The organism is Nostocoides veronense (assembly GCF_039531185.1).
In the GTDB taxonomy this organism is placed as follows: domain Bacteria; phylum Actinomycetota; class Actinomycetes; order Actinomycetales; family Dermatophilaceae; genus Nostocoides_A; species Nostocoides_A veronense.
In genome coordinates this window covers 56,516-73,764 of the sequence record NZ_BAAAPO010000037.1, presented here as the reverse complement: position 1 = coordinate 73,764, position 17,249 = coordinate 56,516, and the positions used below count along the sequence as shown (strand labels likewise).

General features: G+C 67.3%; 24 protein-coding genes. 15 read left to right on the top strand and 9 right to left on the bottom strand.

Annotation, left to right across the window (positions count from 1 at the left end; all coding sequences use genetic code 11):
• The first annotated feature begins 4 nt into the window (after positions 1-4).
• From ureB to ABD225_RS11740, 6 genes are all read left to right on the top strand, one after another.
• Positions 5-331, top strand: coding sequence for an urease subunit beta (gene ureB, locus ABD225_RS11765; RefSeq protein ID WP_344085344.1), 327 nt, complete (start codon positions 5-7; stop codon positions 329-331).
• Entirely contained in the window at positions 331-2,034 is a 1,704-nt protein-coding gene (locus ABD225_RS11760) for an urease subunit alpha (protein ID WP_344085341.1), read from the top strand. Before ureB ends, ABD225_RS11760 begins: the two co-directional genes overlap by 1 nt.
• Positions 2,034-2,720: an urease accessory protein UreF gene (locus ABD225_RS11755; protein ID WP_344085338.1), complete on the top strand. Its 687-nt coding sequence runs from the start codon at positions 2,034-2,036 to the stop codon at positions 2,718-2,720. Before ABD225_RS11760 ends, ABD225_RS11755 begins: the two co-directional genes overlap by 1 nt.
• A complete protein-coding gene (gene ureG / locus ABD225_RS11750; RefSeq protein WP_425564403.1) occupies positions 2,713-3,450 on the top strand; it encodes an urease accessory protein UreG in 738 nt (245 codons plus the stop codon). Before ABD225_RS11755 ends, ureG begins: the two co-directional genes overlap by 8 nt.
• Positions 3,413-4,159, top strand: a complete 747-nt coding sequence (locus ABD225_RS11745) for an urease accessory protein UreD (protein WP_344085335.1) — start codon at positions 3,413-3,415, stop codon at positions 4,157-4,159. The genes ureG and ABD225_RS11745 overlap by 38 nt, the downstream gene beginning before the upstream one ends.
• Positions 4,160-4,264: 105 nt before the next feature.
• Positions 4,265-4,441 (top strand): hypothetical protein, encoded by a 177-nt coding sequence (locus ABD225_RS11740; protein ID WP_344085332.1) that lies wholly within the window; start codon positions 4,265-4,267, stop codon positions 4,439-4,441.
• Positions 4,442-4,443: 2 nt separating this feature from the next.
• Here the strand turns inward: ABD225_RS11740 and ABD225_RS11735 are convergent, their stop codons facing one another.
• Complete coding sequence (locus tag ABD225_RS11735) at positions 4,444-4,740, bottom strand: hypothetical protein (protein WP_344085330.1); 297 nt, start codon at positions 4,738-4,740, stop codon at positions 4,444-4,446.
• A 496-nt stretch (positions 4,741-5,236) separates the two neighbouring features.
• On the opposite strand from ABD225_RS11735, the gene ABD225_RS11730 reads away from it, so the two are divergent.
• Genes ABD225_RS11730 through ABD225_RS11720 form a run of 3 tightly spaced genes read left to right on the top strand, consistent with a single transcriptional unit; the run spans position 5,237 to position 7,421 of the window.
• Positions 5,237-6,655 carry a L,D-transpeptidase family protein gene (locus ABD225_RS11730; RefSeq protein ID WP_344085326.1) on the top strand — a complete coding sequence of 473 codons (1,419 nt, stop codon included), beginning with the start codon at positions 5,237-5,239 and terminating at the stop codon, positions 6,653-6,655.
• The gene (locus tag ABD225_RS11725; protein ID WP_344085324.1) at positions 6,655-6,984 is read left to right on the top strand and encodes a VOC family protein; all 330 of its coding nucleotides are present in this window, start codon (positions 6,655-6,657) and stop codon (positions 6,982-6,984) included. Before ABD225_RS11730 ends, ABD225_RS11725 begins: the two co-directional genes overlap by 1 nt.
• 38 nt (positions 6,985-7,022) lie before the next feature.
• Positions 7,023-7,421: a PPOX class F420-dependent oxidoreductase gene (locus ABD225_RS11720; RefSeq protein ID WP_344085321.1), complete on the top strand. Its 399-nt coding sequence runs from the start codon at positions 7,023-7,025 to the stop codon at positions 7,419-7,421.
• Here the strand turns inward: ABD225_RS11720 and ABD225_RS11715 are convergent.
• The 3 genes from ABD225_RS11715 to ABD225_RS11705 are packed head-to-tail and all read right to left on the bottom strand — an operon-like array spanning position 7,418 to position 9,453.
• Positions 7,418-8,746, bottom strand: coding sequence for an RNA polymerase sigma factor (locus tag ABD225_RS11715; protein ID WP_344085318.1), 1,329 nt, complete (start codon positions 8,744-8,746; stop codon positions 7,418-7,420). The genes ABD225_RS11720 and ABD225_RS11715 overlap by 4 nt on opposite strands.
• The gene (locus tag ABD225_RS11710; protein WP_344085316.1) at positions 8,743-9,099 is read right to left on the bottom strand and encodes a YciI family protein; all 357 of its coding nucleotides are present in this window, start codon (positions 9,097-9,099) and stop codon (positions 8,743-8,745) included. The genes ABD225_RS11715 and ABD225_RS11710 overlap by 4 nt, the downstream gene beginning before the upstream one ends.
• A 3-nt stretch (positions 9,100-9,102) precedes the next feature.
• Entirely contained in the window at positions 9,103-9,453 is a 351-nt protein-coding gene (locus ABD225_RS11705; protein ID WP_344085313.1) for a YciI family protein, read from the bottom strand.
• Between the two features lie 177 nt (positions 9,454-9,630).
• On the opposite strand from ABD225_RS11705, the gene ABD225_RS11700 reads away from it, so the two are divergent.
• The 5 genes from ABD225_RS11700 to ABD225_RS11680 all read left to right on the top strand — a co-directional run bounded on the left by ABD225_RS11700 (position 9,631) and on the right by ABD225_RS11680 (position 12,961).
• Positions 9,631-10,056 (top strand): hypothetical protein, encoded by a 426-nt coding sequence (locus tag ABD225_RS11700; protein WP_344085310.1) that lies wholly within the window; start codon positions 9,631-9,633, stop codon positions 10,054-10,056.
• A gap of 137 nt (positions 10,057-10,193) precedes the next feature.
• Positions 10,194-10,667 (top strand): phage tail protein, encoded by a 474-nt coding sequence (locus tag ABD225_RS11695; protein ID WP_344085307.1) that lies wholly within the window; start codon positions 10,194-10,196, stop codon positions 10,665-10,667.
• Positions 10,664-11,236: a DUF488 domain-containing protein gene (locus ABD225_RS11690; protein WP_344085304.1), complete on the top strand. Its 573-nt coding sequence runs from the start codon at positions 10,664-10,666 to the stop codon at positions 11,234-11,236. The genes ABD225_RS11695 and ABD225_RS11690 overlap by 4 nt, the downstream gene beginning before the upstream one ends.
• 112 nt (positions 11,237-11,348) lie before the next feature.
• Positions 11,349-12,503, top strand: a complete 1,155-nt coding sequence (locus ABD225_RS11685) for a WD40/YVTN/BNR-like repeat-containing protein (protein WP_344085301.1) — start codon at positions 11,349-11,351, stop codon at positions 12,501-12,503.
• Positions 12,500-12,961, top strand: coding sequence for a DUF1801 domain-containing protein (locus ABD225_RS11680; protein ID WP_344085298.1), 462 nt, complete (start codon positions 12,500-12,502; stop codon positions 12,959-12,961). The genes ABD225_RS11685 and ABD225_RS11680 overlap by 4 nt, the downstream gene beginning before the upstream one ends.
• Here the strand turns inward: ABD225_RS11680 and ABD225_RS11675 are convergent.
• Positions 12,958-13,599 (bottom strand): maleylpyruvate isomerase family mycothiol-dependent enzyme, encoded by a 642-nt coding sequence (locus tag ABD225_RS11675; protein WP_344085295.1) that lies wholly within the window; start codon positions 13,597-13,599, stop codon positions 12,958-12,960. The two genes, ABD225_RS11680 and ABD225_RS11675, sit on opposite strands and share 4 nt — an antisense overlap.
• A 70-nt stretch (positions 13,600-13,669) precedes the next feature.
• Here ABD225_RS11675 and ABD225_RS11670 point away from each other — a divergent pair, with 70 nt between their 5' ends.
• The gene (locus ABD225_RS11670) at positions 13,670-14,476 is read left to right on the top strand and encodes an SDR family NAD(P)-dependent oxidoreductase (RefSeq protein ID WP_344085292.1); all 807 of its coding nucleotides are present in this window, start codon (positions 13,670-13,672) and stop codon (positions 14,474-14,476) included.
• A gap of 3 nt (positions 14,477-14,479) precedes the next feature.
• Here the strand turns inward: ABD225_RS11670 and ABD225_RS11665 are convergent, their stop codons facing one another.
• The 4 genes from ABD225_RS11665 to ABD225_RS11650 form a co-directional block, all read right to left on the bottom strand.
• A complete protein-coding gene (locus ABD225_RS11665; protein ID WP_344085289.1) occupies positions 14,480-14,647 on the bottom strand; it encodes a hypothetical protein in 168 nt (55 codons plus the stop codon).
• A gap of 308 nt (positions 14,648-14,955) precedes the next feature.
• The gene (locus tag ABD225_RS11660; RefSeq protein WP_344085285.1) at positions 14,956-15,348 is read right to left on the bottom strand and encodes a type II toxin-antitoxin system VapC family toxin; all 393 of its coding nucleotides are present in this window, start codon (positions 15,346-15,348) and stop codon (positions 14,956-14,958) included.
• A 2-nt stretch (positions 15,349-15,350) separates the two neighbouring features.
• The gene (locus ABD225_RS11655; protein WP_344085282.1) at positions 15,351-15,614 is read right to left on the bottom strand and encodes a type II toxin-antitoxin system Phd/YefM family antitoxin; all 264 of its coding nucleotides are present in this window, start codon (positions 15,612-15,614) and stop codon (positions 15,351-15,353) included.
• A 33-nt stretch (positions 15,615-15,647) separates the two neighbouring features.
• Positions 15,648-17,027, bottom strand: a complete 1,380-nt coding sequence (locus tag ABD225_RS11650; RefSeq protein ID WP_344085279.1) for an APC family permease — start codon at positions 17,025-17,027, stop codon at positions 15,648-15,650.
• Positions 17,028-17,249: the final 222 nt, after the last annotated feature.

Sequence of the window (17,249 nt, the reverse complement as noted above, 5' to 3'; positions counted from 1 at the left end):
TTCCATGACCAGCATGCCCGGCCCCGGGCCCGGTGCCCTTCGCATCGTCCCCGGCCAGATCGAGATCAATGCCGATCGCACGCCCCAGGAGCGACGGCGCATCGTCATCGTCAACACCGGAGATCGCCCCGTCCAGATTGGTTCCCATATCCACCTTCCGAGCGTCAATCCCGCCTTGGACTTCGACCGAGCCGCCTGTCAGGGCCATCGACTCGATATCCCGTCCGGCACATCGCAGCGATTCGAGCCAGGCGTCTCCCGGGAGGTCGACATCGTCGCCTTGCGCGGGCAACGCCGAGTGCCGGGCATCCAGATCGGCGGGGCGCGCTGATGGCGTGGATCAGCCGGGAAGCGTACGCCGCGCTGTATGGCCCCACTGTCGGCGACCAAGTCCGGCTCGGCGACACCAATCTGTGGATCGAGATCGAGGCCGATCACACAGTCGGAGGGGAGGAAGCCATCTTCGGTGGCGGCAAGTCGATCCGCGAATCGATGGCCCAGTCCACCCGTTCCCGCGATGACGGTGCCCTGGACACCGTCATCACCAATGCCATCGTCTTGGACCATTGGGGCATCGTCCGCGCGGATGTCGGCATCCGTGACGGACGCATCGTCGCCCTCGGCCGCTCCGGCAATCCCGACATCGCCGATGGTGTCCATCCCGCACTCATCATCGGTCCCTCCACGGATGTCATTGCGGGAGAGGGAAAAATCCTCACGGCCGGCGCCTTCGACACCCACGTCCACCTGTTGTCGCGCTCCCAGATCCATGAGGCGCTGGCCACCGGAATCACGACGATCGGCGGCGGTGGAACAGGCCCCTCGGAGGGTTCCAAGGCCACCACCGTCACCCCCGGCGCCTGGCATTTGAGTGCAGTGCACCGCGCCCTCGATCCACTCCCGGTCAACGTGCTGCTGATGGGCAAGGGCAATACGGTGAGCGCGGCCGGTCTGGCCGAACAAGCGCTCGGGGGCGCCGCGGCATACAAGGTGCACGAAGATTGGGGCTCGACGCCGGCGGCGATCGACGCCGCCCTGCGGGCCGCGCAGGAGTGGGGGCTGCAGGTGACGCTGCATTCCGACTCGCTCAACGAGGCTGGCTATGTCGCGTCCACGGTGGCGGCAATCGGGGGCCGCTCGATCCACGCCTTCCACACCGAGGGTGCCGGTGGCGGCCACGCACCCGACATCATCACGATCGCCGGTGAGCCGCACATCATCCCCGGGTCGACGAATCCGACGCTGCCGCACACGGTCAACACCATTGCCGAGCATCTCGACATGCTGATGGTCTGCCATCACCTGAACCCGCGAGTCCCGGAGGACCTGGCCTTCGCCGAGTCCCGGATCCGAGGCACAACCATCGCCGCGGAGGACCTGCTGCACGATCTCGGTGCCCTCTCGATCACCTCCTCCGACGCGCAAGCGATGGGGCGCATCGGCGAAGTCATCTGCCGGACCTGGCAGGTCGCGCACGCGATGAAGGATCGCTTCGGCCGGCTTGGAGAGAACCTGCCCGCGGACAACGAGCGGGCCCGCCGGTATGTCGCGAAGTACACGATCAATCCGGCGATCGCGCATGGCGTCGACTCCCAGATCGGCTCGGTGGAGCCCGGCAAGCTCGCGGACCTGGTGTTGTGGGAGCCACGCTTCTTCGGCATCCGTCCGTCCGTGGTGCTCAAGGGTGGGGCGTTGGTGTATGCCGCGCTCGGCGACCCCAACGCCTCGATCCCGACCCCGCAGCCGGTGCTGATGCGCCCGACCCTCGTCGAGCAGGATGGGGCCGACCACAGCGTCTCCTTTGTCGCGCCGGCCGCCCTGGAGGCCGGTCTGGCGGACCGGCTCGGGCTGCGTCGAGAGCTGCTCCCCGTGACCGACACCCGCGCCATCGGCAAGGCACAGATGATCAACAATGACGCGCTTCCCGCAATCGTCGTCGACCCCGAGACCTTCGCCATCAGCATCGACGGTGAACTCGTCGATCCCGCGCCTGTTTCGAGAGTTCCTCTCGGACAGCTCTATTCGCTCTTCTGATGAGTGAGTCGCCCGTGAAGCTCGCGTGGGAGCCGCAGATTCAGCCCGAGCACGGCGCCCTCACCGCCCTGCTCCTCGCCGACGCGCGGCTGCCGATCGGCGGTCATACGCGCTCGGGATCTCTGGAGCCCGCGCTTGCTGCCGGCGTCGACGACATCCCCAGTTTCATCAACCTGCACCTGCGCACTGTCGTGCGAACCGACGCCGGAACTGCCGTCGTGGCCCGTCGACACGCGCTCGCGGGGCTGCCCCTTGAGCCGGTGCTGGACGCGTGGCGCGCTCGCACGCCGAGTGCGGCCTTGCGAGCCGACGCCGAGATCGTCGGGGCTGCCCTGGTGCGCCTGGCCTCGCGGATCTGGCAGCTTGTCCCCCTCCCGGCCAACCCGCCCGGTGCGCTCGTCCTCGGCGCCATCGCGGCCGCCACGGGCATCGACGCCGCTGACATCGCACGAGTCGTCGCCTATGACGCGGTGCAGACCATCACCTCGGCCGCTCTCAAGCTGCGACCCGGTGACCCCCTCGAGGTGGTGGGGTGGACCCTTGCGGCCTTCCCTGCCATCGCGTCGGTCGTCTCGGCGAGCGCCGACATTGTCACCCCCGACCAGATCCCGGCCCGGTCGGCGCCGCACCTGGAGAGCTACGCCGAAGCCCACACCACCACGATGAGGAGACTCTTCCGTGCCTGAAAACCACTGCGCCCCAACGCGTCGCGCCATGCGCCTGGGGATCGCCGGCCCCGTCGGCACCGGCAAGAGCTCCTTGATCATGATGATCTGTCGAGAGCTCGCCCACGACATCGCCATCGGGGTCGTCACGAACGACATCTATACCGATGAGGATGCGCGGATGATCCGCGCCGCCGGAGTGCTGGATCCTGCTCGCGTCCTCGCTGTCGAGACGGGGGCGTGTCCGCATACGGCCATCCGCGACGACATCACGGCCAACGCCATGGCCTGTGAACGCCTCGAGGCTCAGCACGGGCCGCTCGATGTGATCCTCGTCGAGTCCGGCGGCGACAACCTCACCGCGACCTTCTCGCCGGCCCTGGTCGACGTCCAGATCTTCCTCATCGATGTCGCCGGCGGTGGTGATGTCGCACGCAAGGGTGGCCCGGGCATCGAGCGGGCGGATCTTTTGGTGGTCAACAAGACCGATCTGGGACCGCACGTCGGTGTCGATGTGCCGATGATGTATGCCGATGCCCTCGCCGCTCGACAGGGCGGCCCAGTGATCGCCTTGTCCCGCAACGACTTCCGAGCCGTTGCCGAGCTGCGCGGGTGGGTGCTCGACCAGCACGCGGCATACATTCAGGGACGGCTTGAGCCGGCAGATCCGGGTCCGATGGCACCGCACAGCCACGGCCCCGGCGAACCCGAGCATGCGCACGCCGGTGGGCGACACGGGCATACGCACTGAGTCGATGACGCTCGCGACCGAGACCACCGAACTCGACGTGACCCTCGGCCCTCGCGGGGCGCAGGTCCGCGCCGGTGGAGGCGCGCTGCGAGTGCTCACGCAGTCCTGCGATGGCGCGCGCGTGCGGGTTGCGGTGGTGCCGGAGCGCGCATTGCTGCTGGCCGGTGACGATGTGGTCTTCCGTGTTCATGTTGGGGAGGGTGTGCAGCTGCACCTCCAGGACATTGCCGGGACGATCGCGCACGACATGCGCGGCGGGCAAGCGCGCTGGCGGTTCGAGGTGGATATCGCTGCCGACGGATGTCTGCTGCACGAGGCGCTTCCCTGGGTCTCGGCGCAGGGCTCGTGCGTCGAACGCGATCTGATCCTCGACCTGGCGCCGAGCGCCGCGGCGCTGCTACGCGAGACGATCGTGCTCGGGCGGCACGGCGAATGGCCCGGGCAGCTGGTGAGCCGGACGCGGGTGGCGCGCGACGGCATACCCGTGCTCGTGGAAGACCTGCATGCCGCCGATCTGGCGCCCGCGCGGGTCCTCGATGCGGTGTACGCGTTCGGTGTCGAGAGCCCGCCCGCGCCAGGCGCCACTCGGCTGGTGACCGCCGGTGGTGAGGTCATCCACCGGGTCCTTGGGGACGCCGCGCACCACGCCTGCGCCGTGCTCGATCAGGTGTGGCGACAGACACTTTCCGAAGTTCCTAACACGTCCTAGGGGGCGATCGCCGCTGACCACAGGACTCGGGAAAACTTACTGTCGCGGGGGCAACAGCAAAGTTCCCCGCCGTCGACGCGTAGCTGGTCGGTGGAGACGGAACGGATGGCTGCACCTCATCCCGCAGTTGACCTGTCGTGGACGCCGCCGCGAAGCGCATGTCACTCCACGTTCGGGACGTCCTCGCTCCCTAACCGCGCGCCCCGCATGGCAGCCCTGATCGAGCGCATCCGCGCCAGCACCGTCGGCCTGGGCGAGCTCGGCATCGAGGCCATGGACTGACGTTATAGACCCCCGGGGACACCACCCATCAGGATCATTGCCTTGGGGCAATTCATGGTCAACCAGGCCCGCTCTTGCGCCGCTGCGGCCAGCACCGCGGGGGCTTTGAGGAGATCTTTTTGGCCCGCAGCTGGCGTCTTTCCGGTGATCACGACATCGAGAATCGCGTCCGTCACGCCGAATACGGTGACGAAGGCGTCATGAATCTCCGCCGGCGAGGCATCGGTGATCTCGCGGTTCAATTTCCGCAGCTTCTTGGCACTGGCCTTGTCATGGTTCAGGAAAGCCGCTTGGGACAAGGTGGCCGGCGTCGGGAGCCTTGACGAGGAGAAATCGGCTTCGCTCGTGTCGGCGTTGGCGATCTGCCACGCTCGTCAAGAAGAGGGCCAGCACGGCGTGGTGATATCTAGAGCCTGCCGAGAGCCGAGCGATCAGCCGACGTCAGTCAGTGCGCCACTCCCCGCCGCACGCACGGCATACCCGATCGTTGTCGTTCGGGCCGACCTAACACCCGCGATGCTCGATGAGACCCGCCCGGGCGGCACGCTCAGCCTCGGGCGTGGGGAATCCGCGCAGGATCATCACGCCGGCCTCGCGGCCGCAGCGCGGACAAGGCATGGGTGGCGGCGGGAACGTCGGGTCATCGGCCATGACGCAACGGTGCCACCCCGCTCTGACAACCCCAACCTGATGCTCCGCCGTGCCGCGCGGGTGGGCGCGCACTCCGAAGCCCTGCGGCATAATCGAAAAGCGGATGCCCGGGAGGGGCGCCGCACGACACCCAGGGGAAGAACAGTGAAGAGGCGCACCAAGGTCGCGAGTGGCGGGGCACTCGTGGCGGGCCTCGCGCTGGGGGGTGGCGCGACGGCATATGGCGCCTACTACCAGGATCGGGCCCTGCCGGGCAGCAGCATTTCCGGTGTTGATGTCTCGGGTATGACGCGCGCCCAGGTCGCTGCCGCGCTCCAGGAGCGTGCCGATCAGGTGGCCGTCGCAGTGACGACTCCCACTGGCACACAAGATCTTTCGCTCGCTGACCTCGGCGCGGGGATCGACATCGACGCGACGCTCGCCCGCACCTTCGCACCGAATCAGGACTGGTCGTCATACGCCAAAGCTCTGATCGAGCAGCGCGCCGTGAGCGCCGTGCCGGCCGCCGACGAGGCTGCCCTGGCCAAGCTGGTCGCGTCGCTCTCCGCCGCCTCCGAAGAGCCCGCGCGAGATGCCTCGGTGCGACTCGCATCGGACAAGAAATCGTTCACCGTCGGCCCGGCCAAAGCTGGTCAAAGCCTCGACACGACCGCTCTGAGCGAGGCAGCGGCCACTGCGGCACGCACCCTCACCTCGAGCCAGGTCACCCTTGCTCCCGTGGCAAAGCCCGCCACCGTGACCACCGAGCAAGCCGAGCAGGTCGCCGCGCAGGCCAATGACATCGTCAAGGCCGCCGCCAAGATCTCCGCCGGCACCAAGACTTTTGCCGCGACGACGGAGCAAAAGGCGTCCTGGGTCGACATCCCCCAGGCAACCGGCGAGCTCGGCACACCCACCGTCGATGCGTCAGCGGTGACGGCGTGGGTCACCGAGGCTGCCAGCTCCCTGAAGGTCGCGCCCCGCGCGGGTATGCGCTACCTCGACCAGTCCGGCAAACTGCTGCGCGTCGTCACCCCCGCCGCCGACGGCGCGGAAGTCAGCAATGCCTCCGCGGTGGCAAAGGCGCTCGCGGCCAGCCTAAGTTCGGGCCGCTCAAAGACCGCCGAGTTCCAGACCAAAGCTGTTGCCGCGACGTGGAATGAGCGGCGCATCGCGCGCGGAGCCGAGCGGCTGGCATACCCCGCGGTCGACGGCGAAAAATGGGTCGACGTGAACCTGGCCAGCCACACGATGACCGCCTATGTCGGCGGCCAGGTGGTCCTCGGCCCGATCAAAATGGTCAATGGCGCCCCGGCGACCCCGACCGATATCGGCACCTTCCACATCTATTGGAAGAATCCGATGATGACGATGCGCGGCCAGAACGCCGACGGCACCGACTACGAAACCCCTAACGTGCCGTGGTCCTCCTTCTTCAACGGCGGCGAGGCGCTGCACGGCGCGTACTGGCGCGAAACTTGGGGGTATGCCGCCTCGCACGGCTGCGTCAACCTCCCGATCCCGACGGCCAAGTGGATCTACGACTGGGCACCGATCGGCACCCCGGTCGTCACCCACAACTGATGCTGCGCATCGGTGCCCTCGTCCTGCACGTCTCGGACCGCGAGCGCGCGGGGACGTTCTGGAGCGAGGCGCTGGGGTATGACCGTGGCGACAATCCCGACTTCCTGACTCCACGTGCCACGGGCGGCCCGCGGCTGCACCTCGACGACTCCGATCGCACGCACCTCGATCTGTGGACCGATAGCGCGGCGGAGCAGTCTGCGGAGGTCGCTCGCCTGGTGGCGCTTGGGGCGACGCGGGTGGACTGGGACTACCCCGAGGATGCCGACTTCGTCGTCCTCGCCGACCCCGACGGCAATCTGTTCTGCGTCATCGACAGCAGTCACTAACGGCGGCTGGTCCGTCATCTCCTGACAGACTCGGCCGTATGCCGCTCGCCCACCCCCTTGCCGACCTCGCCGCTGAGGACTTCGTTCTGCTGACCACCTTTCGCAAGGACGGTCGATCGGTGCCGACGCCCGTTTGGATGGCTGGTCTCGGCGATGCACTCGCCGTGAGCACTCCTGAGGGAACGGGCAAGCTGAAGCGGCTGCGGCATACGCCCCGGGTGACGCTGCAGGCGTGCTCGCGACGCGGTCAGCCGAAACCGGAAGCGCCGGTGATCGAGGCAGTCGCCGCCGTGCATCGGGACGAGGAAACGCGATCAAGAGTTGAGTCGGCGCTGCTCGCGAAGTATGGCTGGCAGTGGCGTCTAGCGCTCGTGGCCGAGCGCGTGATCAGACGCCGCCGCTCCGCTCCGCGCCCAACGATCGTCATAACCAGCTAGAGCGCGCCCGCTCTCGCGCTCAGATGCCGTCGCTCGATGTCGTTGTGGCACAGCATGATTGCTTCGTTGTATGCCGCCCGCGCACCCTCGTGGTCACCGAGCCGGGTGAGAAACTCGGCTCGGGCAGCGAGGGGTCGATGCCCGGACATGGCGAGGCCCGCGAGGGCGTCGAGTCCGGCTGCTGGGCCGTCCGCTTCGGCGATGGCAATGGCGCGTGCGAGCTGGGCACTCGGGCCGGCGCCGAGGTCGAGCAGCACGTCATACAAGGCGACGATGCGATCCCACCGGGTTGCCGCTGGGCTGGGGGCGAGCGCATGCTCGGCCGCGATGCGCGCCTGCACGGCATACACCGCCGCCTGCTGGGTGAGCGGGCCGGCGAGAGCGGGGCCGGCGAGCAAGGCGCTCGCCTCGTCAATCTCGCCGCGGTGCCACAGGTTTCGGTCCTGGTCCGGCAACAACACCAAATCTCCGCCGGCATCCACCCGGGCGTCCCGCCGCGAATGTTGCAAGAGCATCAGCGCGAGGAGGGCGACGAGAACCGGCTCGTTCGGACGCAGGGACAGCCCGACGCGCGCCAGCCGGATGGCCTCGCCCGAGAGCTCTGCGCGCAGGAGCGCGTCTCCGCTGGCCGGGGCGTAGCCCGCCGTGAACGCGAGATATGCCGTCGTCGCGAGGGCATCCAAGCGTTCGGGAAGTGCTGTGGCAGAAGGAATCCCGAAGGGTATGCCGGCCGCCACGATCTTCTTCTTCGCCCGGGTGATCCGCGCCGCCATGGTCGGCTCGGACACGAGGAAGAGGCGGGCAATGTCGTGCGTGCTGACGCCGAGGACCAAGCGCAGGGCGAGCGCAGCCCCACCCTCGGCGCCCAGAGCCGGGTGGGTGCACAGCAGCACCAATCGCAGCTGGTCATCCTCGATCAGTCCGCCGGGATCGACCATCACCCCCCTCCCGTCGGCTGTTCGCTCGGCGTCGGTGACCAGCAGTGGCCGCCGCCGCGCGGCCATCGCCTCGGAACGCAGGTGATCGAGGATCCGGCGCCGCGCGACGGTGAGCAGCCAGGCGGCGGGACGATCCGGCATACCCTCGCTCGGCCAGCGACGGGCTGCCGCCTCGACCGCATCGCCGAGCGCATCCTCGACCAGGTCAAGGCGCCGAAACTGCCCGGTGAGCACCGCCGCCAGCCGCCCCCAGTCGTCGCGGACGACGTCTTCGAGGGCGGCGGCCTCTAACCCTCGGCCTACCGCCTGGTACCGGTCGTGATCGCGACCCATACCAAGCGGTAGGTCAGGCGCTAGCGCTGGCAGGTTGGCGGGGGGCTCCGTCATACGTCGACGTCGATGACCGGGCTGATCTGGATGTCGTAATCGGGCAGCAGGCGCAGGAGGTCGACGAGGGTGTCAAGGTCCGGGGCTTCCACGAGATAGAAGCCGCCGAGCTGCTCGACCGACTCGGCATATGGCCCATCGGTGAGCGATACGGCGCCCGCGCGGGTGCGCATGACCGTCATCGTGTCCGGGCCCCCGAGAGCTTCGCCGCCGAGGATCTCCACGCCATCCCGCTGCGCGCACGCGGCGCCGAAGTCCTCAAACTTCAGCATCTCGGCGCCCTGCTGCTCCGGCGTCATCGCCTCCCACGATCCGGCATCGCCCTCGCCGATCAACAACACGAGGTACTTCATGGCCTACTCCGCCAGCTTCCGGAACTCGATGTGCTCTCCCCGCGCGGCGAACTGCTCCGTGATCGCCCGCAGCCCCGGCTCGTCGTCGCTCTCGATGAAATAGAAGCCGACGATCTGCTCGGCGGATTCGGTGAACGGGCCGTCGCTGATCAGCGCCCCACCCTCGCCGTCGGGGCGCATCGACGTGGCCTGAGCCGACGGCTCCAACGGGTTCGAGACGATCAGCCGGTGTCCGCCCGCCGCCAGGTCGCGGTGGAACTGGCCGTGCGATCGGTGGCCCTTCTCGTGCTCCTCGGGCGGCAGGTCGGCCCACTCGGCCTCGGGCGCGGGCAGCAGCAATAAATAGCGGCTCATGGAGATCTCCTTCTCGGGGTGGATGCAGCGAGGACGAATCGAGTCCTCACCACCATGACGGATGACGGCATGCGAAATCGACAAGCGGGACAAAGTCCCTGTCTTGCGACCTCCCGCCCCGACAGGCTGAGCGCGGGGGGATCGCTCGACCCGCCTTGTCTCGGAGGGAATTTCGTCATGTCGTATGCCGTCCGTTCGCGCCCCGTCGCGCGCGCCAGATCCGCCCTGCTCGTGATCCTGGCGGCCGTCTTGGCCGTTGCGCTCACCGCTCCAACGTCCGCGTCAGCCAGCGGTCTAGCCGGCGCGGCGGCGAGCACGGGCGAGCTCACCGGGCGGGTCCTGAACCTGCCGGAGGAGCTAGAAGACCCGAGTTGGACCGTGTGCACCTGGGACCCCGCACACTCTTCGACCGGTGCGTGCCACTGGACGAGGCCCCCGCCCCCGCCCGCATGGCTGCCCTCCATCATCGCCGAGCGCTATCCGCGTCTCGCCGACGAACTCGACCGGGATTGGTCGGACACCGAACTCGAACTACGCCGTGCCGTTGATGCCATGTTGCGCGGCATCGATCCAAACCAACTGCCGCACAGCCGGATTGACTAACCTCTGCTAGCACACGTTGGTCGAATCCGCATACCTTGCAAGGTGTCCACAGTGACCTAACCTGTGCTAGCAGAGGTTAGGAAGCCCCCGCGGGGGCGCCGCCCCGGACGTCCGCCGAGTCAGTCAAGGGAAAGCACATGGGTCAGGTCGTTGATTTCGTCACGGTGTCCACGCAGGGGCTGGAGTCCTCGCCGGTGGCCGATGCGCTGGCCGGGCTGCGCGCCAACGAAGCCCGCTACTTCAAGAACAAGTACGACCACGACTTCACCGTCACCCCGGCCGAGCAGGACCCGAAGACCCTTGCCTGGGTCACCGACATCCTGAGCAGCGAGCGCGATATCACCATCGCCTCGCGGCCGCTGGAGATCGCCATCGCCGATGTCGACGGCATCCATTGGGTGCATGTCTTCTATGAATCCGGCCTGGCTGTCAATGTGCTCTACACCCTGGCCGAGGCCGGGAAGCGCGCAGTGGGGTTCAAGCTCTCGCAGGGCATGCCCATTCCGGACGAGCTCTCCTCGTTCAAATTCGCCCGCCAGAAGTCGAAGCTCGCCGGGGAGATCCGCGGTACTTACTTCGTCATCAAGCAGGAGCACAACCCAGGGGTATGACGCCCGCCCCCGTCCCGTCGCCGATCTGGACGATCGGGCACTGGACGTGTCCGCAGGAGGTCTTCCTCGCGCCCTTGCGGGAGCAGGAGATCGATGTGGTCGTGGATGTTCGGGCCCATCCGGGATCCCGATCAACACCGCACTTCGGTCGGGATCAGACTCTGAAATGGTTGACCGACAATGGAATTGGCTACCAGCACATCGAGGAACTCGGCGGGCGACGGCCCAAGCAGCCCGATATCGACCCAGCCCTTAACGCGGGATGGCGCAACCAAAGTTTCCACAACTACGCCGACTACACCCGGACCGAGCCCTTCCGCCGCGGCCTCGATCAGCTGATCTCCCTGGCCGCCGACCACCGGGTCACCCTCTTGTGCGGCGAGCCAATGCCGTGGCGCTGTCACCGACTGCTCGTCGCGAATGTCCTCACCGCACACGGTCGCCCGGTCGAACATCTCTTCACCGATCGCCCGCCGACACCTCACGAGTTCGGGCGTTGGGGCGCCCAGCCGCTCGTCGAGGCCGACGGCAATGTGCGCTATCCCGGCCCACTCGAAGGATCGGTGTAACCGCTGGCTGGGTGAACCCTGACGCCCAGGGTGAAAGATGGCGTCCGGAGGCACACCGTGCCGCCCCGCGGCATACCTAGCCGTCCCGCTATCGAAGCGAGGAGTACAGCCCATGTCCGAGAACCCCGTTCGCGTCCTGCTCGGCACGACGAAGGGTGCCTTCGTCCTCGACGGCACCGCAGCCCGTGATCGGTGGACCGTCCGCGGACCCTATTGCGACGGCTGGCCGATCAATCACGTCATCGGTGATCCGGCCACCGGCCACCTGTGGGCCGGTGGCGGCGGCGAGTGGACCGGTGCCGGCATATGGCGATCCACCGACGGCGGGCACACCTGGTCGGTCGCCAAACTCACCTCCGGACAGGTCGACGAGTGGGCCGCCAACGATCCCGAATTCGCCGAGTCGATCGGCTGGACGGACGAGCCGGCGCCGCACGGCAAACGCTTCGGCCAGATCTGGTCACTCGCCCGCATCGGGGACCTGCTGTATGCCGGGACCAAGCCAGCCACTCTCCTCGTCAGTGACGACGATGGCCAGAGCTGGTCGGTGGTCGAGTCCCTCACCGACCACCCGTCCGCAGCGGAGTGGATCGGAGGAGCGGCGGGACTGGTGCTCCATACGATCATCGCCGACCCGTCCGACCCCGAGAAGCTCTGGATCGGCATCTCCTCCGCCGGCGTCTTCGCGAGCAAGGATGGCGGCGCGCACTGGGAGCGTCGCAATGACCTCGCCGACCCCGACGAGGTCGACGCGGCCGAGCACCCGGCCGCGCCAAGCGACGGCAAGGTCGGATTGTGCGTCCATCACATCGTGCGCGCGCCGGGGGACTCCGATGTCCTCTACCAACAGAACCACTACGGCGTATGGCGTTCCGAGGACGGCGGCCAGACGTGGCACGACATCACCACGGGCCTGCCGTCGACTTTCGGCTTCCCCATGCGCGTTCATCCCCGCGACCCGCAGACGGTCTGGACCCTGCCGCTCAATGGCGACATGGCCGGGCGCTTCCCACCCGATGCCGCTGCGGCCGTGTGGGTTTCGCACGACGGCGGCCGGACCTGGGCAGCGCAGCGCGACGGCCTCCCGCAGGAGTCGTGCTTCTTCACCGTCCTGCGCCAAGGCATGGGCGGGGACCGCCTTGAGCCGGCCGGACTTTATTTCGGCACCAACTCCGGCTCGGTCTTCGCGAGCCGCGACGAGGGCGAAACATGGGAAGAGATCGCCCGCCACCTCCCGACGATCCTGTCCGTCGAAGTCCTCTCATGAGCGAGAACCCAGACCGCACTCAGATTGCGGCCCCCAACCAGATTCCCGCCGACGTCGCCGCGCACCTCGACTCCATCACCCCCGCCAAGCGCCAGCGCGACGCCCGGACGATGGTCGCGATGATGCAGCGCGTGACCGGACTGGCCCCGGCGATGTGGGGCACCATGATCGCGTTCGGCCGCTACTCCTACCGCTACGACAGCGGCCACAGCGGCGAGGCCGGTGCGGCGGCTTTCGCCGGCCGCAAGAACGCCCTGACGATCTACTTCCCTGACGGCATCGGGTCGCACGCCGCATCGCTGGAGCAACTCGGTCCGCATACGACCGGGGTCGGGTGCCTCTATCTGAAGGACCTCGACCAGGTCGACCTCGACGTGCTGGAATCGATGATCGCCACGTCCTACGCCTCCGTCACCGATGGCACCTGGACCCAGCGGGCCCGCGACGGACGGGCCTAGCCCGGCGAGGCAGCACCTTCTGTCATCTGCGGCACCCCCTCCCCGCTGAGTTCGTCGGACGCGACGGCCCGCCCGGAGACGGACAAGAGCAACGCCAGCGCGCTGCCGCGCACCAGCGGGCCATCGCCCCGCGAAATGTCGGCGTCGGTGGCTTGCACGTGCAGTCCCGCAGCGCGTTGCTTGCCACCGCCCATCGACACCGACGTCCGCAATTGATAGTCGAGTGCGGCCACGATTGCCTCGACCGGATAGCTGCCGCGCCGCCCCACGGCGCGCCGGATGTCCTCGCCATGCACGATCGCCTCGACCAACCGGGTGGCCAGATTTGCCGGCGGTGTCGTGGTCCGGTCAAGAACCCGACGGAACTCTTCGACCGTATGCCGCGGGTCCGCCCGCCGCTCCCGCCGCACCCCGACCTCGTTCTGCCGATCGAAGTCAAAGCGCGCCGCCGTCAAGCCAGTCACGAAACTCCGACGTGTCGTCTTGGCGGTGTCGACCAGATGGGCCACGACATCGTGCACGCTCCACCCTGGGCAGGCGGTCGGCGCCCCCCACTCGTCGGCGGAGAACGAATCGAGGTCATCGCACAGTGCCGCCCGCTCGTCTCGGACGATGCGCCAGATCGTGGTCTTGTCCATCCGGCAACCTAATCAGGCCCCACCGACAGCCCATCGGATTGACCGTCGACGCCCTGGCATGCTGGCCGACATGAGCCGCACCAAGACGCCCTCGCGCGGCATCCTCATCACCGGCGCATCCCGAGGGATCGGGGCCGCGGCCGCGCGGGCCTTCGCCAAAAAGGGTGACCGCGTCGTCGTCCACTTCCACCAGCAACAGCAGCGCGCGGCCGAGGTGCTCGAGCGCCTCGACGGCACCGGCCACACGATCGCCGCCGCCGATCTCGCCGACGCGAGTCAGGTGGCCGAACTCGCCGCCACCGCAGTCGCGGCCCTCGGTCGCGTCGACGTCCTCGTGAACGCCGCCGCCCTGCTCGCCGAGTCGAGCACCGGCGGACGGCGCGGCGACCACCCGCTGGAGCACACGGCATACGCCGACTGGGTCGAAATCTGGCAACGCACCCTGGCGGCCAACCTGCTTGGCCCGGCGAATCTGACTTGGCAGATCGCCCGGCACATGATCGAGGTAAAGCCAGCGGACGGCATACCGGCTGGCCGGATTGTCAATGTTGGTTCCCGCGGCGCCTATCGAGGCGAGCCCGAGGTGCCGGCGTATGGCGCGAGCAAAGCCGGGCTGCATGCCTTCGGTCAGTCGCTGGCGCTCGCCCTCGCGCCGCACGGCATTGCCGTCACGACCATCGCGCCCGGCTTCGTCGCCACCGACCGTGCGGCCGCACTGAACGGGCCCGAGGGCGCGGCGGTGCGCGCCCAGTCACCCTTCGACCGGGTCGCCACCCCCCACGAGGTGGCTGCCGCCATCGTCGCGCTCGCCGATCCGCTGGCCGAGTGGGCCAGCGGCGCCGTCCTCGACTTCAATGGCGCCAGCCACCTGCGGTGAGGGTCAGGAGGCGTCGTTGACCTTCGGCATGATGTCGTTGACCAGGCGCTTCATGTCATCGAGCGTCTTGGCGACCGGCACATCGGCGAAGGCAACGACACACCGTGAGCGGGGCGCGGACGTAGTTCCGGTGGTCTTTGCGGTCGACGGCGACAACTTGGCGATCCCCATAGACACCGTGAAGCCCAAGGCCGCCGGGCGCCTGCAACGCGAGCGCAATCTCGCTGCCGACCCCCGCGCGACGCTGCTTGTCGAGCACTGGGATGCCGCTGACTGGTCGCGCCTGTGGTGGGTCCGCGCTTGCCTCAGATGGCTCGGCGAAGACGTGGAATCCGTTGTCGCCGAGTCTCTTTCCACCCGGCTAACGACCAAATACGAGGCGTATGCCGCGGCCCCCTTCTTACGAGGCGTATGCCGCGGCCCCCTTCTCCCGCGTCCTCGTCTTCCGCGTCGAGGAAGTCAGCGGCTGGTCGGGTGCCTCATCGGGGCGCTAGAACGTCGATGCCAAGGAGTTCGGCACTATGTGCCAATCGCTCGTCGTAGGTCACAAAGCCAGCCAACTCATCGCCGAGATCCAAGGCTGCAGCCAGGTGCAGGGCGTCTAAGGAACGAAGACTCGGTGGGTCGAGACGACCGGCGATCTCGAAAAGCTCTGTGCGCAGGGTTGTTATGCCGACGGCATCGAGCACGTGGCGCGCGGCGAGGGCGAAGTCCGGCGCGATGCGACGCACTGCGCGCATCAACTCCGTTCGCGCGAGGTCAGTCGTGATGAGGGTGTCGCCGCAGGCATTCGCCCACTTCTGCAGCGCCGCACTCTCTAGTTCTTGAACGACGAGTTTGGCCAGCGCCGAGGTGTCGAGGTAGTAGGCCACCGTCAGTAGCGATCGTCGGCGCGTGATCGGAGAATCTCGTCGGTCAGAGATGGACCGGGTTGAGGTGCTGCGAGCTGCTCAAAAGGCACCCTCGGTAGACGGGCCTGCCCGTCCGCGAGGAGCGCAGCCCAGCGCGATGTCGGAAGCGGCCCGAGCCGCGCGACGGGCCGACCTCGGTCGGTGACTGTGATGACCTCACCGGCAGCCGCTTGAGCGACCACCGTCGAGGCGTCCTGCCGCAGTGCGCGAATACCTACGGTGCTCATGTGCTACAGGGTAGCACTTGTTGTTTGTGGTGATCAGTGACCGTCGCCCATGTTGATATTCATCGGGCGGCGGAAGAGGCGGGTGATCCACAGCAGGACAAGAACGCCGATGAAGAACCAGATCACGCCATAGTTGAAGGACTCGCGCGAGAGGTTCCACCAGAGCATGATCGTGAAGGCGACACCGATCAGCGGCAAGACCACATTGCGGAAGATCGCCATCGGCGTGCCGATCTCCTTGCGCTTGACCGCAAAGTGCGCGATCACGGTCAGGTTGACGAAGCTGAACGCCATCAGCGCGCCAAAGTTGATCAGCGCCGCCACGAAGTCGAGATTGAAGGGAATGGCACCGAGGGAGACGATGCCGACAAAGAGCACGGCATTTGCGGGCGTGCGGAAGGTCGGATGCACGGCGCCGAAGGTTTTGCCGATTGGGCCGGTTCCATTGCGCCCCATGACATAGAGCAGCCGGGAAACCGAAGCGTGCGAGGCCAAGCTCGAGGCCGCGGTGGCCGCGAAGGCAGCCGATGTGAGCAGAATCTTGAAGAGCGTGCCGCCGACGAGGAAGGCGATCTCGGGCAGGGCGCTGTTCTCCAGGGAATCGGCACTGAAGTCCTCGATCGTCGGGAAGAGCGACTGCGTGAACCACGCCGCGACAAAGAAGATGGCGCCGCCGATAAGCAGGGCCAAGACGATGGCTTTCGGCACGGTCGACGGGTCTTTGGCCTCTTCGGTGTACATCGTGATCGCGTCAAAGCCGATGAACGAGAAGCACACGAGCGTGGCGCCGGTGATCACGTGCCCCAAGCTGACGTCCGCGTGCCAGGCGGGTTGCGTCGAGAAGATGGTGCCATTTCCGTCGCCCTTGGTTAGCGCCCGCCAAGCCAGCACGATGAAGACGGCGATCAGCACCACCTCGAAGACCACCAACAAGCCGTTGACCTTGGAGGTATTGCTCATGCTGAACAGGCACATCGCGGTGATGGCCACGACATACACACTCACCCAAATCCACGGCGGCACATCCGGGAAGAAGGCCTCCATATAACTGCGGATGATCAGGGCATTGACCAGCGGCAGGAGGAGATAGTCCAACAGGGACGACCAGCCGATGAGGAAGCCCAGCTTGGGGCTCATCGTGTTGCTGGTGTAGGTGTATGCCGATCCAGCCGACGGGAAGATCCGCGTCATCCGCCCATAGCTGATGGCGGTGAAGGTCATCGCCACGAGCGCCAGGACATAGGCCGATGGAACGACGCCATTGGTCTCATCCGAAACGATCCCGAAGGTGTCGAAAATGACCGTTGGCGTCATATAGCCCAGGCCGAGCGCGACGATCGCCCACAAACCCAAATTTCGGGAGAGGTGGGCGGTGCCGTGCGTGGACTCCTCGTGCGTGCTGAGGGCGGACATCGGCATACCTTTCGGAGCGGGTGCCCGGAAATTATCAGTCGCCATTCAGCCCTGCCGCTCTGAGACTGAATCGTTACCAATGCCTGGGCCCTGCGCGCTAGCATGAGCGCGCCGAGCTCGGCAGACAGCCTTGTCCCAAAGGGGCTCTTCTAACTTGACCGGGCACGCCGGTCCTTCGTGGTGACGCGTAAGGGCCCGTGACCTCGGTGATCATGGCTGTTG

What these genes read in the sequence shown, in the direction of transcription:
- ABD225_RS11755 (WP_344085338.1), top strand. Translation starts at nt 2,034, where the DNA reads ATGAGTGAGTCGCCCGTGAAGCTCGCGTGGGAGCCGCAGATTCAGCCC.
- ABD225_RS11685 (WP_344085301.1), top strand. Translation starts at nt 11,349, where the DNA reads ATGTCCGAGAACCCCGTTCGCGTCCTGCTCGGCACGACGAAGGGTGCC.
- ABD225_RS11705 (WP_344085313.1), bottom strand. Translation starts at nt 9,453, where the DNA reads ATGAGCCGCTATTTATTGCTGCTGCCCGCGCCCGAGGCCGAGTGGGCC.
- ABD225_RS11665 (WP_344085289.1), bottom strand. Translation starts at nt 14,647, where the DNA reads ATGGGGATCGCCAAGTTGTCGCCGTCGACCGCAAAGACCACCGGAACT.
- ABD225_RS11725 (WP_344085324.1), top strand. Translation starts at nt 6,655, where the DNA reads ATGCTGCGCATCGGTGCCCTCGTCCTGCACGTCTCGGACCGCGAGCGC.
- ABD225_RS11720 (WP_344085321.1), top strand. Translation starts at nt 7,023, where the DNA reads ATGCCGCTCGCCCACCCCCTTGCCGACCTCGCCGCTGAGGACTTCGTT.
- ABD225_RS11710 (WP_344085316.1), bottom strand. Translation starts at nt 9,099, where the DNA reads ATGAAGTACCTCGTGTTGTTGATCGGCGAGGGCGATGCCGGATCGTGG.
- ABD225_RS11700 (WP_344085310.1), top strand. Translation starts at nt 9,631, where the DNA reads ATGTCGTATGCCGTCCGTTCGCGCCCCGTCGCGCGCGCCAGATCCGCC.
- ABD225_RS11745 (WP_344085335.1), top strand. Translation starts at nt 3,413, where the DNA reads ATGCGCACGCCGGTGGGCGACACGGGCATACGCACTGAGTCGATGACG.
- ureB (WP_344085344.1), top strand. Translation starts at nt 5, where the DNA reads ATGACCAGCATGCCCGGCCCCGGGCCCGGTGCCCTTCGCATCGTCCCC.
- ABD225_RS11695 (WP_344085307.1), top strand. Translation starts at nt 10,194, where the DNA reads ATGGGTCAGGTCGTTGATTTCGTCACGGTGTCCACGCAGGGGCTGGAG.
- ABD225_RS11670 (WP_344085292.1), top strand. Translation starts at nt 13,670, where the DNA reads ATGAGCCGCACCAAGACGCCCTCGCGCGGCATCCTCATCACCGGCGCA.
- ABD225_RS11650 (WP_344085279.1), bottom strand. Translation starts at nt 17,027, where the DNA reads ATGTCCGCCCTCAGCACGCACGAGGAGTCCACGCACGGCACCGCCCAC.
- ABD225_RS11655 (WP_344085282.1), bottom strand. Translation starts at nt 15,614, where the DNA reads ATGAGCACCGTAGGTATTCGCGCACTGCGGCAGGACGCCTCGACGGTG.
- ABD225_RS11680 (WP_344085298.1), top strand. Translation starts at nt 12,500, where the DNA reads ATGAGCGAGAACCCAGACCGCACTCAGATTGCGGCCCCCAACCAGATT.
- ABD225_RS11690 (WP_344085304.1), top strand. Translation starts at nt 10,664, where the DNA reads ATGACGCCCGCCCCCGTCCCGTCGCCGATCTGGACGATCGGGCACTGG.
- ABD225_RS11715 (WP_344085318.1), bottom strand. Translation starts at nt 8,746, where the DNA reads ATGACGGAGCCCCCCGCCAACCTGCCAGCGCTAGCGCCTGACCTACCG.
- ABD225_RS11740 (WP_344085332.1), top strand. Translation starts at nt 4,265, where the DNA reads ATGGCTGCACCTCATCCCGCAGTTGACCTGTCGTGGACGCCGCCGCGA.
- ABD225_RS11675 (WP_344085295.1), bottom strand. Translation starts at nt 13,599, where the DNA reads ATGGACAAGACCACGATCTGGCGCATCGTCCGAGACGAGCGGGCGGCA.
- ABD225_RS11760 (WP_344085341.1), top strand. Translation starts at nt 331, where the DNA reads ATGGCGTGGATCAGCCGGGAAGCGTACGCCGCGCTGTATGGCCCCACT.